The following is a 16,776-nucleotide window of genomic DNA, read 5'->3' as shown; positions in this document are numbered from 1 at the left end:
TCACCGCGCATAAATCACTTTTTCCCAGCAAGTTGGGAAACTGTTTCCCAAACGATATTGCCGGGCAATCTCGCTCATATTCGGACTAAAATCGCATTTATGATGACGGAATGCGATTTCATAATCCGGACGGATAGCCTTGATATAGCGAATCAAGGTATACATATCCTCTGGTTTATGATAAATACTGATCGCTAATTTCGGTTTATATTCGCGAATCGTCTTTTCTGCACCGCGCAAGCCATCAAGTTCTGAGCCTTCAATGTCAAATTTGATAAAATCCACTTGCGGCAGCTGCTTTCTTGCTACATAGGTGTCGATATCAATGATTTTCGAACTTGCATTTCCTCTATCATCAATCCAGCTTCCAGCGTTGTTGACCACATAGGAAACTTCTTCTTCCTTTTTCCCCAAGCCCATGTTCTCTAACACAAAGCCATTTTCATCTGCCACTCGACGCGCATTTTCATAATTTTTCCTATCAAGCTCAAACGAATAAACCTCGCACCCCATGTCTTTGAACATCTTTCCGGTTCCGCCATCAAAAGCGCCTCCATCGATCAGGATATCGCCTGCCTGTGGTAAGAATCCCGGCATCAGATATTGCGGGAAATTCGCGAACAAATAATCGTCTAGCTTATGAGAGCAATCTCCCAGGATACTTGCCAAGAAAACTTCTCGTGACCCGTCATGTGGATTGAGGCAGCAATATGCTTCATATAAGTCATCGAGATGATTGAAATACAGATTTTTGATGTGATTCGAATCATGCCCCGTCATCATAACAATCGGGGTAAAACCATGATCCTTGAAATATTTATAAAACCCATTATGACTTTCGCCCGTAAAACAGATAATCTTCCCGTCATCATGTCCATCCTTGATATCGCTCAAATGAACCATCTGGATTGTTTTTTTCAAGCCATTAATCGCTATATTCGATACATTGACCCCATCAGGGAAAATGCATTCTGTCAAGTTCAACTGATAGTTCACGACCAGCTGCGATATCATCGTAGAATATTTTGAAAGGATTTCCGGATTTTGGAACATCTCTTCGGAGCAAGGAATAAACATCGAACATTCTTTTTTGCTGTTCTGCAAGTCCTGAATAACATGATAAAAGTCATGCGCATATATCTTCTGTAATGTATGAATAAATTTTTTCATTTCAGCAATCTCCTTCGATAAACATCATGAAATTCCTCAGCTTTTGAAATCTTCTTTACCTCATCCATACCTACATCTTCTATCTGCATCCGTTATCCTTCGGTATGAATCTCATACGAGAACCGAAACCCGTTCTTCAGCGCTTCGATCGTGCCCTGATACACCGTAAGCATATCGAGAAACCGCTCATCCTGCCACACGGGATACGGCAGCAGCTTACGCAGGGCGCTGCCCAAGTGGTAGAGGTACCTGACGAGCGCCGTCCTGCGCTCGTCCTCTGTCACTAGGAACACGTTCTGCTCTATGGCCTCGCGCATCATGAGTCCCCAGCAGATATTGCCCGCAATATAAGTGAAGATATTATGCTGCTCCTGACCGGGATGCTGCCGGAACTGGCTGAGCGGCTCACGGATATAAATCACATCTCCCTGCGTCAGCAGACGGAGCCAAGTAGGGAAATCCGAGATGCGGTATTTCCCCTCGTTCCCCGTCCAGCCTAACCGATGATGTTCGAGCATGCCGGACTTCTTCGCCAGAGCTGTCGTCGGCTCACCCACGAAGTTGTTCATCATCATGAGGATATGACGCCCCATATCCTCTCCCTTGATGCGGGCCGTATGGTCAACAGGCGGCTTATTCATCGGTGTGTCCGGCATGATGTTCCCATCAGCATCGATACGCTGTCGATAGGATGTCACCAGCATGATATCTGGATAAGTGATGAAGAAGTCCATCATCTTGGCGATTTTATCCGGCATGAAGACATCGTCGTCCATGAGCCAGTTGACGTAGTCGGCTTCCGGGTTCTCATAGGCGATGGCCCTCTCCCAGTTCTCCCTTTCCCCGAAGTCCGGATGATGCTCGTAACAGATGCGCTGGTCTTCTGCAAAATACTTCTCGAAAACTTCCTTCGTCTCGGTATTATGGCTGTTGTCCGTGATGAAGATATCAAGATTGCGGTACGTCTGATGCACAGCGCTCTCGAGCGCCAGGCGGAAATACTCCGGTCGTTGATAAGTCGGCAAAACAATGGACACAAGAGGGTAGAGCTCGCTGGAATATTCATCGAGGAATCGCGTCTGATCGATTTCGTCGATTTCCATTGCTGCATCTGGCAGCATGATGGCATCCTCCTCTGTGCGGAGTACTGACGTACGCAATCCCTCCCGCTGATATTCCACCGAGGCAGATGCACTGAGAAACAGTGCGCTGTTAAAAAGATCATACCGCCAAGGAATATCATACTGCGTGACGAGAACCCCACCGCCGACAATCTTGGCATCTCGGCAGATTCCAGGAATTGTCTCCCCTACGATACGCTGTCCACGCTCTATGATGACCTGTCCCCATTTGTGCGGTGCGAGATACAGCACGCCATTTGTCAGCAGCTGATCTGTGCCAAGCACACCGAGAAGACCAATCTCCTGATTGGCAGAAAGCACCCCGAGTGCCTGTTCGAGAAAATCCTTCTGGAGAATCACCGTGCCTTCATCCAAATACACCTTGTACTTGGCATTGCTGGATTGCTGTACCGCATGGTAATACGCGGCAACGGATACCTCCTGCTCCGGCAGAGCAACCTCCGCCGTATATCCTTCTGGGATTTGCAAAGATTGCAGATAAACGACGGCTTTCTCTGCATGTTCCTCGGTTTCATTCAGCACAAATAATATCTTGTGATCGTCATACATTTTTTGTTCCATGGAAGCCCTCTTTTTCTAGTCTGAACAATCTTTCGTATTTCTTTTCATATATTCCACATCAACACCTGGAGCTCCTGCAAAAGACGATATGGCATCGTTATTTCACTATCCTCTGCTGCCAAAGCCACTCATAGAGCGTCTCAATCTCTCCTACATAGCGCGTCACATCCATGAGCGGCGAGGAACGCAGCATCTGGCGCAAGCGGATATGCAGGGCATTCAGGAGCTCCTGATCCTGTGCAAGCTGAACAGCGCGCGCGATATATTCCTGCATCGTCGCAGCCGCAAGCTCCCCGATGCCGGCACTGCACAAAATGGACAGCCCCAGCCTTGTGCCATACCGCCGCCCATAACGAGTGATGACGGGCACGCCCATATAGAGCGCATCACAGGTGGTGCCGCCGCCGACATAGGGATAGGTATCCAGCGCGATATCCACATCGAGATAGCGCTCCATATAGTTGCTCGATACATTCTCTATCTGGACGCGGGCACTATCGATACCATGTTCCTGTAATCGTCTCTGCATGAGCCACTGCCCGCTGGGAGAAGCGGCAATGAGGTTCTTGAGCAATAACCGGCTTTCGGGGACAGCACGCAGGATTTCCTGCCAAGCGTCTAACATATCATCGGTAATCTTCTCGTAGCGGTTGAATACACCCCAGGTGATATAGCCATTTTTCCTGCATGGCGCTCCCGTCGAACAAGGCAGTTCCGCATCCCTGACATAGCAGAATTGACTTCTCAGCCGTACTGGCGCTTCATGCAGGCTCTCCCAATCCGCCAGATATTCCCAGGGAGCAGTATCTCCATCCGTCAGAAATCCATCTACTGCCTCCATGCCCGTCGGGTGAATATAGCCGATGCCGGAGAGCTGTATGGGCGCCGGACGATAGACCAGGACGGGCAGTCCGGATAACGTGCAGTGCCCAGACAGATCGACCAGGATGTCGATCTCATCCTCGCGCACGCGCTGCGCGATGGCAGCATAGTCGCCTGCCGCATCTCCCATATCGATGAAATGTTCGACGGCTGCCGCCACAGCATCTGTACAGCCATCATGCACCTGCCCGAGAGAATACGCATAGAGCTCGAAGCGCCGTGCATCGTGACCGCGCAAAAGACCGCTATAGAACTGGTACATAACATGCTGGCGGAAATCCCCCGAGATATAGCCGATGCGCAGGCGCCTGTGCTGCCGCTTGCGCAATGACGCCGCCGTCATTGCGGGCAACGGCTTGATATCTGCAAAAATTGCATTGACACCTCGATGCAGCTCATTCATGACCTGTACGCCGTACACCGTGCCAGAGGCGCAGAAATGCTCTGAGTGCAGCGCCGAGCTATAGGCGGCATAGCGTTGCGGCAGATTGTCAAAGAGTAGAGCAGCAGCGAGATAGTGGTCTCTTCCTGCCGTGTTATCCCCAAGATACCCCTCGACATGAGCGAGCGCCATCAATGTCCCCGCTTTGAGTTCTCGTTCGAGCCAATCTCCCGACGGCAACGCAATCTTATCAAAGGCGTTCAGGCAGCGCTTGAGCGCTGCCCTGGCGGCCACATAGTCATGACGCGAGATATTCACGTCGCCGAGCACGCGCGAGAGCAGCATCTCCCCTGCCGGGCTCTGCGGCAGAGAGAGTGCCTGCCCGATCCACCAGGATGCCAGCGAGAGTCCCTCCTCCTCCGTCACCTGCTGCATGACGAGCGACATCGCGGCATAATAATAAACCTTGGAAAGGCTCGGTGCTGTACAGTCCGGCCAATGTCGGAGAATGATTCGCTCTGCCAGCTGCGCGACCTGCCCCCAATCATGTCTGGCATAGGCCTCCTCAAGCGCTCGCTGTTCCGTTTCCTCCTGCGCGCAGTCTTCCACCCCTGACTCCCTTCTTTCCAGCCGCTTTCTCTCTATTTTGCAGCATCCTCTGCGATACACTCTGCATATTCCTGCAGGAATTTCTGCCTGTTCGTCTCGAATCCTTCTACTGATGGCTTCTCGCTATTGTGGACGCAGAGTGGCGTCCCCTGCGGCAGCACTACCGTCTGGAAGCCCAGGCGCCGGAATTCATAGGCCTGCGACAAATCATAGAAATGCCAGCCAGTAAAAAGATCCGTCCGCCAGGGCACGTCATACTGTGTCGCAAGCAGCAGACCATCGACAGCCGCCGCAAGCTGACTGTGTCTGCTGTCATGCGGATAGACATAATCCCTGAACGCTCCCGTGAGCTTATCACGAATCATACCAATCTTCTCATCCTCCAACCAGATGCCGCTCGGCGGCATACGACGCACACCCACGACACCTGCGAGACCATACGCCGGATGCTGCCAGAACTCTCGCACGAGCATTAGAAGGAAATCTTTGTCCGTGATCCAGACATCTTGATGCAGATAGATCTTGTACTTTGCATCGGAACTCTCCATCGCCTGCTGGTAACCTGCTGTCATTGATTCTGCCTCACTCACGACAAGCGACTCGACCGTCATGCCCGACGGCACATGGAGTCTCTGCAGATAGGCAACCGACTCGTTGTACTGTGCAACATCATTGACGCAAGTGATGAAACAGATCTTGTGTGCATCGAGCTGCCAATGCCCGTCCGGATGCTTCTCTGCCTGCATCGCACGAAAATCCTGTTCGCTCATGCGCCGAAAATACCATGGCACATCCCATTTGCCAAAGAATTGCCGGCGATTACGCGTCAGAATTCCTCCATATTTCTTATTCATTTTCCCTGCGTTTTTCGTCTTACGTTTGACAAAGGAAGCGCTACCAAAATGATGAATGAAAGTATCTCCGGCATAAATCAGATGATACCCCGCCCGCAGGAGACGCATGGAGTAGTCTGCATCCTCGTAATTCCCCGGCGAAAATGCCTCATCGAAGCCTCCCAGCTGCTCATACGTCGAGCGGCGCAGCAGAAAGCAGAAACCGACCAGCATCGTGCGCTGTTCCCACTTTGACGGATCTGTATGATTATAGCCTTCCGCGAAACGTTCAAGCCCTGCAATATCTGTATAACCATCTGTTTCAATCTGTTGGAAATTCGATATATTGTTCGCCGCGCAGCTCACGGCACCATTGCTCTCATCCGCATAAAGCGCTGTAAGCATTTGCTCGAGATAACGTGGTGTCACGATGGTATCGCTGTTGAGCAGTAGGATTTCATCCCCTCTAGCAATCTCCATGCCCTGATTGCAGCCTTTCGGAAAGCCGACATTTGTGTGATTGTACAGCACTCGAAGGTCCGTGCTACCGGTCTGTTCTTCGCACAGCCACTCTGCCGAACCATCCGTCGAAGCATTTTCAATGATAATGATCTCATAACTGCCAGCCTTTGTGTAACGGCGGATACTCGCAATACAAAACTGCAAATATTCCAATGTGTTATAGCTTAATATGACGATACTGGTCAACTTATCACATCCTTTCCTTTTTCTCTTTATTGGGAAGCCTTTTTCCCTCAATATACAAATTGCGGGCGATGCTGACAACAGCACGCCGGATACGGCGATGTACATCATGTATTCCAACGGTGAAAAATGCGCACAGACTGTCCGTTTTACTCGCCCCTCTCGCTATTGTTATTTATCTCGAACTAAAATATTCATTGCATAAAGAAAGAAAATTTTTCACCTGTCTCCGATTTTCTTCCATTTTTTGTAAAATATTTTCTTTCAACAATGGAAGCGTCCTTTTAGCATAGGAAAGTTCCTCCGGGGTATCTCCGAAAGCAATGCCAAAACTTTCATCTTCGCCTTTTTTGTAATCTGACCGTTTTTTTCCTGGCTCTGGCACTACGATCGATTCGCATCCGCAAAGAGCAGCTAAAGACGAATAAAATGTTTGCGTATCATACGAGATACACCGTTTCACCCTATTAAAAATATCTGCTATTTCCGATTCCATTTTATTATCAATAATCAATTTACCATCCAACGATGGCAAATCCTTCCTTTTATTTCCCTTCCGAATAATATAGCATTCTCCTTGACGATTAGGATAACCTTTATTTTGATAAAGATCGCTATTATAATAAATCATATTTAGAATATATCCTTTCGGATTCAATTTCCAGTCATTATAAATTTCTCGATACGCTATAAATAAATCCGTATCTTGATACGCAGTCCCTAATCCATCTGAGTATTTATAATAGTACAGAAGCCATCGAACAACATTCTTTGCCTCTAAAATATTACCTGGAATCACCTCAGGATAAACTACGATAGTATCATTATCTACATACGTTTTTTCCCATACAGGTAATTTCCCTGCCGGATGATAAATGTACGGTTGATATTGCTCTTCATATCCTTCACCAGTTGTTTCCCAATAGTGCGAACGTCGTAACATTCTCTGTTCAAATTTATGATAATCTTCATAATAAGACTCAAACGCCTTATGACCTGAAAACACAGGAACATACCTGGGCATTTCATCTTTCATATAAAACATTCTCGCATCACAGCCGGCTTCTATAAGGAGTTTGCATAGCATCTCGAGTACGATTGGTCCTCCGTTTGTACTTCTAAAACTACATATCACAAATTTTTTCTTCATTCTCTTTCCATTACCTTTCCTCATTTAAAGATACTTTTCTTTTCAAATACCTGAGTCTTCTTTATTAAAAAATTGATTATCTCTCACGCTGATATGCCATTTATTTAATTTACGAATCATCGCTCTTCCCATGATCGTATCTGTTTCAGGGATATTCTCAAATGCTGTTTTGTAACACATTTGCGGCAATATGGGCTTTATGTTTTTCTTAAATTCTTGATTCTTTACTCCATAAAGTTCATCTTCTACCAGCATACAAGAAATTTCACAAGCAATATTCCAAATATTCTTTGCTGCAATATGACCAGCAAGTTCATACTTTCCTAACAAGCAATATCTTTCTAAATCTGATAAGATATCACTCTCTTGTGCAAAGGATAAAAGGAGATCCTTGGGGGCGACATCTTTCAATGATTGCAGAAGGAATTTTCCATCGCATTTAAATTGATACAATGTACTTAAAAGTTTTCGAAAATCTATCTCTTTGAATTGACCATACGCTCTATAGAAATTCCGCAATAAACTTGCGTCATATTTATCTGCAGATAATTTCCGCCAATCATTCTCCAAAGAATCTGCCTTTGCATAAATTTCCTGTGGCGAATATACACGTTTTATTTCATCTCTATTTTTCTGATTTAATATCATATTTTGATATCTTTTTTTCACATCATCTGTCCCTAGAAAATTCACCGTATCGGACATTGCCCGATATGCATTCAACGGCAAGTTGCCATTTCCATGCTTCCCATAATAAATATACACCAGTTCCTGCAAACAGGCAGGCAATAATTTCATCTGTTTCCTGACAATCGAATCAGAAAAATCTGTATTTCTACCCAAAATGCTAACAAACAAGAATTGAATATTGTCTCCCAATTCTCTCATATTCGGATCTAAATCCCAATAATTAACGTATTCATCTGAAAAAATCCCCATCAAATTCAATACACCAATCATCCGTTTCCAATCGTCCTTATTTGCATAAATCCGTAAAAGCAGATTCTTATCGGGACCGAGAAGGTAGTATCCCTCTAAAGCATCCAAATACCACCGGTCGTCTTGCAAAACGCGTACATATTGTCCAGCAGCGAAATTTCTTTCCCCTAATCTGAAATAACATTCTGCCAATGCTGTCCTAAATTTATTCTCCTCATGGGCGAAGGGAAGTTCCTCTGTTGCATTTTGTTCATAGAACATCAATGCTCGTTCCAAGAGTTCTTTTCCTTTGTCCCAGTCTTCATTTTTTGCAAGAAAATACCCTTCATAACCAAGGAATACAGCCGAGCCTGGGTACAAGTTCAACGCATTCTTCAAAATTCTTATTTCATCTTCGAGTCCATAATAGGATTCAATCATAGATTCTAATATGATTCGATAGATTTTTTCTGTATGAGTTGCCTGAGGATTATCTGTTCCTATCGCAATGAACGCAGAGGATAATGCATTGTCATAATCTCCTAGCAGAAAATAATATTCTGCTTTCCAGATGTCTGGCTGCATTTCTTTGTAATGAGATATTAATGATACATTCATTCCCCACTTATTTGCAAGTATTTTTTTATTCTCATCCTGTAAGATATTATACTTTTTCGCATTCTGCCACTGCTCTTCTTTATTCGCCCCTTGAATATGGTCTTCTATGCCGAAATAATGAATATACGTATCTTTGCAAAGAAGTACATCATATCCTGCAATCAGGACGCGTAAAGAATAATCATCGTTCCCATACCGTTCCGATGAAAAACCTTCATCAAAAATCCCGACCTTTTCAATGACTTCATGCTTGATTAAACAGCAAAAATCCCCTAGGGTAGTGCGCCGTTTCCACTTGGAAGGATTGCTTTTATTATACATTTCGGAAAATTCTTCCAGTTCCTCTATGGTACGATAATTTCCAGGCACCATTGCTTGTGCATCATCGGAAATATGATTCGTCACACAACCAACCATCCCTATTTTTTCATTAGAATATAACGCATTCTGCAAATTATCCAACCAATTCGGTGTAACAATCGTATCGCTACTCAAAAGTAATACATCTGTATCTTCTACTAAAGCGATTCCTTGATTGCGTCCTTTTAAAGCGCCCACATTTACTTTATTCGTTATGCAGGATAGATCTTCCTGTTCCTGCAGCCCTTCAACAAATCCATCTGTGGAGGCATTATCTATAACGATTATTCTGTATAAGTCTTTCCGAGTATATCTGCGAATACTTGCAATACAAAAAGATAAATATTCTTTTGTATTGTGGCTCACTATGATAATACTTACCTTTTTCAAATGAATTCCTCTCTTTCGTTTTCCCTATACGATTCATGCCAATTTCATTTACTTGATTACAGCCTTTCGGAAAGTCGACATTATTCGAAAATCCGTGCTGCGCACCTGTTTCTCGCTCAGTCACCGCACTGGGCTTCTACTGGAGGCATTATCTACAGCCATGCCAGCCACAGTATAGCGACGGATGCTGGCAAGAAAGCATCGCAGATATTTTATAATGTTGCAGCTCAGTATGACAATGTTTGTCGAATTCTCACAGTTTTCCTGCTAAGTTATTCATATTTCACAGGCACCGTTACAGAAATATTGGCTAATGCTTCTCTGAATATGACAAAGAAATCTCTGATATCTCTGGTTGTGATAGCCCCGAGAGCACAGATCCGGAATGTGCCTAACTGCTGCATCTTGCCGGGATATATGGTAAATCCGCGCACATAACAATAGTCGTGCACCTGCGCGAAGTCCCAGTTCGGATCATCAGGGTATAGCACAGCAGCCACGAGTCCGGCCTGATAATCATGTGGCAGCACCTCATGGAAGCCCAGCTCAGAGAGCCCCGCATGTATGGCGGCCATGGTCTTTTGATGACGACGCCATTTATCATTCTCACCCTCAGCGAAGTATTCTTTTAAGGCCTGACGTGCGGCATATATGACCTGCACAGGCGGTGTAAAGCGCATTTGTCCGCTGCGTTCGAAGGAGTCGTACTGAAGGTAGATATTGCTGTAATACGAGTGGCACGGAAAAACTTGCGAAGCCTTTATGCAGTCGGTACGGCCAATAAGGAAGGACAGCCCTGTCATGGCCTGTATCCCCTTCTGCGCCGAGCTCATGCAGAAGTCAAGATTGTCACGCTCGATATCTATAGGCCGCATCGCAAGCGTAGATATCGTATCCGCCACCATCCAAGCGCCATGCGCATGGGCGATCCTCCCTATCTCGCGAATGGGATTCAGCAGCCCCGTGCCAGTCTCCTGATGCGTGATGTAGACTACAGCTATGTCTTTATCAGACTCCAAAGCCTGCTTAACACGCCCGATGTCAGCTGGCTCATCTATGGGGAGCCGTAACTCCAGATACGGTACACCACAGGCCTCGGCTATCTCCACGGCCCGCGAAGTATAAGAGCCATTATTGATAAACAGCATCTTCTTTCCCGCCGGTACAAGCGAGGTCACACAGGCCTCGATGACAAGCGTGCCCGAGCCACAGAAGAGCACACAACTATATTTCTCCGGCGCAGCATGCACTATGTGCAGCAGCCCCTCCCCAAGCTCGCGCATGACCTGCCCGAATTCTGCCTCTCGCGGACAGATGTCAGGCACGACTTGAGCCATTTTCACTGTATCAGTAGTTGTAGCCGGTCCAGGATTCAATAGTATCTTGCGTTCCACCATTTTATTGCTTCCCCTCCTGCCGTGTAAATATCACATGATAGATATAGCGATTATTCCGATCCTCCTGCATAGCAGAGGCATAACAGCTCAATTTCAACATTATGTTTTCCTCCGCTTCACAGTTCATCAATGAGTGTGATGATATCCCTGATCGGCATGAGGTATTTTGACGCCTCAAGCGCTCGGTGATGCTCGAGGATGCTCTTGGCTGTCCGCTCCATAGCCGGAAATGCGCTGCGCGTGAGCTGATTCGCATAGATGACTATTTTCACCCCATGCTGCGCGAGCTCCTGCTCGGTATACTGAGGAAATGATGTCGGTACTACTACGAGCGGTATATCGGGATATGATTGATGGAAATACCGACAGAAATCAAAGAGCTCCCGGGGCTCCTTTTTACGCGAGTGAATCATTATGCCGTCGGCTCCGGCTTTCACGTAGGCCTCCGCCCGCTTCAGTGCATCGCCCAGTCCCTTCTCGAGTATCAGGCTCTCTATGCGCGCGATGATCATGAAATCGTCCGTGCGCTGCACGGCTTTGCCGGCCGCTATCTTCTGACAGAAATGCTCGATGGTATCCTGCGTCTGTTCGACTTCTGTGCCAAAAAGCGAGTTCTTCTTGAGTCCTGTCTTATCCTCGAGGATGACGGCCGAAACCCCCATGCGCTCGAGGGTGCGCACATTATAGACGAAATGCTCGATAAGACCGCCGGTATCGGCATCGAGGATGATGGGCTTCGTTGTCACATCGAGTACGTCGTCTATCGTGCGTATGCGTGAAGACATATCAACAAGCTCGATATCCGGTTTGCCCTTTGCCGTAGAATCACAAAGACTCGAAATCCACATCGCATCAAACTGATCGAGACCACCGTCATGCTCGACGACTGTCTTCTCAGCGATGAGCCCTGTAAGGCCGCTATGCACCTCGAGCGTCTTGACGACTGGCACCATATCGATGAGCTTGCGCAGCCGCCCGCGGCGAAATTCCGGCATAGCCAGCTTCTCGCGCATGCGGTCGTCTATCTTCTTCACAGTATCATTATAGGTATATGGCACTTCTATGAGCTGCCCGCCATATTTTGTCAGACAGGCTACGACATTATCACGGATGGCCTTCTCTGGACCGGTCTGCCAGTTATCTCCGTGCACGACAAAATCAGGCCGCAGCTCATCTATGATATGATTGTACATAATCTGCTGCTGCACCACGACCTCGTCCACTTCAGGTTCCCGCTGCAGCAGCTCGATGCGCTCATCCAGAGTTATAGTTGGAAACCTGTTGTAACGCACCATTTCACTGTCGCAGAGCACCCCTGCTACCACCCGCCCGAGCTTTGCGGCTTCGCGCAGGATATGGCGATGTCCCTCATGTATCACATCAGTACAAAAGCATGCATAGACAGTCTTTGCCATCCTCTTTACCTCACCATTGACAATTTCCATTTCACCTATATGTGCTATCCAGCGCCTGCAGCTCAGCCAAGGTGTCAATCTCCACAACATCCTCGTGACCACATGGCCGCGTATATACAGAAAACTCTCCCAGGAAATACTCCAGCGCTACCTGATCCCAGTAGAGCTGCCAATTCTGTCTATCCGCAAATAACTTCTTCGTACATTCCGCAAGTCTCTTGCCATCGGCCGCTGTCCAATAAGATATGCCAACCATCTGCTGGCAGTTTTTACCGCCCACCATTATTTTCTTTATCTTATTATCCAAATCGGTGAAAAAACACCAGTCATCCGTCTTTTCTACCGGTATCGCCAGATAATTCGACCGCATCTGATCAGGCGATATGAGCGCGCCACGTCTTAGGAGCAAATCGCTCTCGATGATATAGGCATTCTGTACCCTATTCCCGGCCACGTATATCGAGGATATGTTATTTGCCTGCTTGTAGTAGGGATTGTCGAGCAATGTCACCATAGGGTATTCGTGTTGCAGCATAGCAAACTGCTCCCGGCGGTAGCCACATACGATATATATCTCGCGGATGCCCGCCGCTACGACGGCATCGAGCAAGGTCGTTATGATGCGCTTGCCATTCACCGGCACGAGCGGCTTCGGCAGTTTATCAGTCACCGGCGCCATGCGGCTGCCCCTGCCCGCCGCCAGGAATACTGCGCGCGCTACCTCCATCCGATTACCTCCTGCTTTTTACTACCGTCCCCATCTATTCATCTTTTCTGCAACGTCGACATGAAGGCTTGCCTCGCCTCTATGAGTGAACCCCCAGGTCGTCCAAGATCGGGCCTCGAGCCGATGGCACAGCGCACCTCTAGGAATACCGGTCCTGCTGCCGTACAGGCCTCTCTGGCGGCGCTCGCCATGTCCGTCTCCGTCGAGGTCTTGTATACCGCCCGATAGCCGCAGCCCGCCGCTATCCGCCCGAAGTCTATAAGGTGCCCGACTGTCGGTTGACCTCCGACCGACTCATGTGCACCATTGTTGATGAGCACGTGCGTGATATTGCCGAGACCGCTAGTTCCCAGCACGGCCATAGCGCCCATGTGCATGAGGGCTGCTCCATCACCATCGATACACCAGATATGGCATTCTGGTCTCTGACGGGCTATTTCCATAGCCAGGGAACTTGCATGCCCCATCGACCCAACGAGCAAAAAGTCGTGGTCATGCCTCTGCTGCATCTGCTCACGTATCTCATAGAGTTCCCGGCTGGCCTTACCTGTCGTTGCCACGAAGACATCCTCTGCCGGAGCCGTCTGCAACAGTATCCGTATAGCTGTCTCGCGCTGCATGGTATCACCATTATGATAGGATACCTTCTCGCCTTGCAGCGCCCCTTTCTGTATGAGCAGTGCTACCTGTTTCCCATCCGCCAGCTCACCCGCAGCATCCTGCAATATCTCCTTCAGCTCTGCGGCTGTGGTATCGCGATAAAAGATATATGTGCGCATACCTAAGTCGTGCAGCAGCGAATACGACACCTCGCCCTGAAAGGCATGCTGCGGCGCATCCTTCACGCCCGGTTCACCGCGCCAGCCCACAAGAAAGATACACGGTATGCCATAGACGCGCCGATTCATCAGCGAGGCTACAGGATTCACTATATTACCGATGCCGCTATTTTGCAAATACACGGCTGGTACGCGTCCCGTGGACAGATAATACCCTGCCGCTGCCGCTGTCGCGTTGCCCTCATTTGCGCATATCTGATGATGCGCTCCAGCCGCGCCATAGCGCGCCAGCAGCGTATCACAGAGAGGCCGCAGCTGGGAGTCCGGCACCCCCGCATAGAAATCGCTTCCCAGTATCGCAAGAAAATCATCTACCTGCATAGTCAGACTCTCCCCTGCACCCAGCTGATGCCCTGATTATGAATATGACGTACTAAATATCCCGCTATCTGCATAAAGTACGCACGCCGCTCAGGCGTATCTGCTCCCGCACTGCCATCGCGAGGCAGAATGCGGCAGGAGGCATCATCTAAATTTACTGTGCCATCATTATATAATGGTCCCTGGCTCTCTAATACGAACTCATCTATCCCGGTACGAATGCACATAGCAAATTTTTGCCCCGGATACATGACATAGCTGACAGTATACTCCCGCTTTTTGCCGCCAAGTGCAGCAGGCAGATTGCTGTCATTTGTTTTCCATTTGCCGCCTGCATGATGCGCCATAATATTGTATAAATCCACTGTGCTGGTCAGCTCATCTGTCACAAGGCCGCGCGCAGGAATACCGCAACCGCGCATCATGAGTGCCGCATGTGTAGAATAATCTCCTACGAGAATGGGAATTTTCCCGCTTGCCCCCAGCTCATACACTCCCGTGCCATGATCAGAATAAAGCTGCACTACATACTCATCATCGTGGTAATTTGCCTCAAGGTAGTCATATAGCACTCCTAAATTACGATCCATCATCTGCACATAATCATCCAAGGCTCTCATATAGAACGGCACACGGCCATAGATATTGACACTTGCCTTATAACGCTGCGTCGTAAGCCGGTCATCAAGTGGCAAATGCGTCTGCGTAGAGAGTCGTGCTCTATAATCTGGCAAAGGCCAGGGATGAGAATCATCTATATGCAAAAATATGAACTGGTCGCACTCTGAGAATGCCTCCAACTGATCTATGGTCCGGCTGACACCTTCATATGCTTTGTTATCGTATGATTTGACAATTATTCTGTCATAGCCGCGCGTGACACCTGTATATACACCGTTGCCATCACTCATGATATTCACACAATAATAGCCCAGCGCATTCATCTGCTCCGACAGCGTTTTCACTTCATTATCGATTCCTACAGCGCACTTCTCATGAAATATCTGCGACTCGGCTGGGTAGAGTCCTGTCTCTATGGTAGCCAATGAGGGAAATGTATACTCGCTGACCGAATAATGATTATCAAAAATCATACCGTGACTGAAAAACGCTTTCGTTCGCGGCATAAGCTTGTCGAAGCGCGTCCGTACATATTCCCAAGCCAAGGCATCTGCCAAGATATTGAGTACCAGTTTCTTACGCTTCGGACTATGCCCGAGTCGAATTGTCTTTCCGATAACCATATCCTGCTTAGAACTCACTCTGGTCTGACCATCAATACGATAAAAGTTATAGTTCAATCGACCGTAAAGCAACACTTTCCTGCTTTCATTCGCAAAATCAAACTGTATTGCCTGCCCATTGACTGTTGGGGCCAGCGGCAGGATGTATGTGCCAACAGGATTGAAATATTCTTCTTTAGCTTTATTTGAGCGCATCAGATCGAATATGGTGCCCACACTACAATTTGCTATGAATTCCTCATCACTGGACAATTTTTTTACTACATGATCCATATTCTGTGATGATACCGTTCCGTGCGGATATATACCTACGAAATACGGCAATACGCCTTCACGTCGAATCTCTGGCAAATATTCACCAGTGAATAATGACCCCTGAAATCTCAGTCCATTCTCATCAAAAAATGCTCGTCCAGCAGACAGCGGAGCATAATTAGCAATGCCATTGCCGAGAGAAAGCATGCTGAGTATGTGTTCCTTTTGCTCCATATCCAGATTCAGCTTCAACGGTTCGCCATAGAATTTTTTACAGAGCCCCTGAAAATAGGCTGCATAATCATACCGTTTCAGATGGCTATAACAGTCTATCATAATGTGCCAAATAACCCGGTTCACCTTGCGAACATGGAATGCATCCCTTGCACAGGATAAAGCTACTTCATAATTTCCATGTGCCAAAGCATATAGGCTATAGAATACTGCAAAATATTCAGCCTGTGGGGCAAGCTTACGCACACGAATCAGCATCTGTAGATATACATCATCATACTGTCCCTGGCATATTTTCGTTTGTAGTTGCCTAAGCACAATTGAGATATTGTCGGTTCCATGTTCCAATTTATCATTTTTTTCGAATATCATTTCCGTAATATCCTTCTATTATTTAGATAAGAAAATATTCCTATTATCCACATATCCCGCATGGCTCAAATCTCATAGTCGTTATCGTTAAGGAACCGCTGATTAAATGAGGTGCCCTGAATTTGCGTAGATGCGCTGTATCTCTCTAGGAGACAAACCGGAGGCGTAGCAGAGCTACGCTGAGGATTTGTCGACGACGAGAGGACAGTGCAGATACGCAAAGGCAGGGTGCCGAATTAATCAGTGGTTCCT

General features: G+C 47.5%; 11 protein-coding genes. All 11 read right to left on the bottom strand.

Annotation, left to right across the window (positions count from 1 at the left end; translation table 11 throughout):
- Window positions 1-1,170, bottom strand: a complete 1,170-nt coding sequence (locus tag F599_RS15075) for an FkbM family methyltransferase (protein WP_019542268.1) — start codon at window positions 1,168-1,170, stop codon at window positions 1-3.
- A gap of 92 nt (window positions 1,171-1,262) precedes the next feature.
- A complete protein-coding gene (locus F599_RS0104125; RefSeq protein WP_019542267.1) occupies window positions 1,263-2,873 on the bottom strand; it encodes a glycosyltransferase in 1,611 nt (536 codons plus the stop codon).
- A gap of 97 nt (window positions 2,874-2,970) precedes the next feature.
- Entirely contained in the window at window positions 2,971-4,746 is a 1,776-nt protein-coding gene (locus F599_RS13560; RefSeq protein ID WP_019542266.1) for an O-linked N-acetylglucosamine transferase, SPINDLY family protein, read from the bottom strand.
- Between the two features lie 32 nt (window positions 4,747-4,778).
- Window positions 4,779-6,287, bottom strand: a complete 1,509-nt coding sequence (locus F599_RS14730; protein WP_071592840.1) for a glycosyltransferase — start codon at window positions 6,285-6,287, stop codon at window positions 4,779-4,781.
- 172 nt (window positions 6,288-6,459) lie between these two features.
- Complete coding sequence (locus tag F599_RS15480; RefSeq protein WP_211209066.1) at window positions 6,460-7,320, bottom strand: hypothetical protein; 861 nt, start codon at window positions 7,318-7,320, stop codon at window positions 6,460-6,462.
- A gap of 156 nt (window positions 7,321-7,476) precedes the next feature.
- A complete protein-coding gene (locus F599_RS14725; RefSeq protein WP_071592839.1) occupies window positions 7,477-9,720 on the bottom strand; it encodes a glycosyltransferase in 2,244 nt (747 codons plus the stop codon).
- A 272-nt stretch (window positions 9,721-9,992) separates the two neighbouring features.
- Window positions 9,993-11,117, bottom strand: a complete 1,125-nt coding sequence (locus F599_RS0104095; protein WP_019542262.1) for a 2-aminoethylphosphonate aminotransferase — start codon at window positions 11,115-11,117, stop codon at window positions 9,993-9,995.
- A gap of 116 nt (window positions 11,118-11,233) precedes the next feature.
- On the bottom strand, window positions 11,234-12,532 hold the full coding sequence (aepX, locus tag F599_RS0104090; protein WP_026327800.1) for a phosphoenolpyruvate mutase: 1,299 nt from the start codon (window positions 12,530-12,532) through the stop codon (window positions 11,234-11,236).
- A gap of 31 nt (window positions 12,533-12,563) precedes the next feature.
- The gene (locus tag F599_RS0104085; protein ID WP_019542260.1) at window positions 12,564-13,259 is read right to left on the bottom strand and encodes an NTP transferase domain-containing protein; all 696 of its coding nucleotides are present in this window, start codon (window positions 13,257-13,259) and stop codon (window positions 12,564-12,566) included.
- A gap of 38 nt (window positions 13,260-13,297) precedes the next feature.
- Window positions 13,298-14,419: a phosphonopyruvate decarboxylase gene (aepY, locus tag F599_RS0104080; protein ID WP_019542259.1), complete on the bottom strand. Its 1,122-nt coding sequence runs from the start codon at window positions 14,417-14,419 to the stop codon at window positions 13,298-13,300.
- A 2-nt stretch (window positions 14,420-14,421) separates the two neighbouring features.
- Window positions 14,422-16,524, bottom strand: coding sequence for a sulfatase-like hydrolase/transferase (locus F599_RS13540; RefSeq protein ID WP_019542258.1), 2,103 nt, complete (start codon window positions 16,522-16,524; stop codon window positions 14,422-14,424).
- Window positions 16,525-16,776: the final 252 nt, after the last annotated feature.

It is taken from the genome of Selenomonas bovis DSM 23594, from assembly GCF_000381005.1.
GTDB classification, from domain to species: Bacteria; Bacillota; Negativicutes; order Selenomonadales; family Selenomonadaceae; genus Selenomonas_C; species Selenomonas_C bovis.
Note: the sequence above shows the minus strand (reverse complement) of the source record. Positions and strands in the feature narration are given on the sequence as shown.

Coding starts and splice junctions, on each gene's coding strand:
- F599_RS15075 (WP_019542268.1), bottom strand. CDS start 1,170: ATGAAAAAATTTATTCATACATTACAGAAGATATATGCGCATGACTTT.
- F599_RS0104125 (WP_019542267.1), bottom strand. CDS start 2,873: ATGGAACAAAAAATGTATGACGATCACAAGATATTATTTGTGCTGAAT.
- F599_RS15480 (WP_211209066.1), bottom strand. CDS start 7,320: ATGAAAGATGAAATGCCCAGGTATGTTCCTGTGTTTTCAGGTCATAAG.
- F599_RS0104095 (WP_019542262.1), bottom strand. CDS start 11,117: ATGGTGGAACGCAAGATACTATTGAATCCTGGACCGGCTACAACTACT.
- aepX (WP_026327800.1), bottom strand. CDS start 12,532: ATGGCAAAGACTGTCTATGCATGCTTTTGTACTGATGTGATACATGAG.
- F599_RS0104085 (WP_019542260.1), bottom strand. CDS start 13,259: ATGGAGGTAGCGCGCGCAGTATTCCTGGCGGCGGGCAGGGGCAGCCGC.
- aepY (WP_019542259.1), bottom strand. CDS start 14,419: ATGCAGGTAGATGATTTTCTTGCGATACTGGGAAGCGATTTCTATGCG.
- F599_RS13540 (WP_019542258.1), bottom strand. CDS start 16,524: ATGATATTCGAAAAAAATGATAAATTGGAACATGGAACCGACAATATC.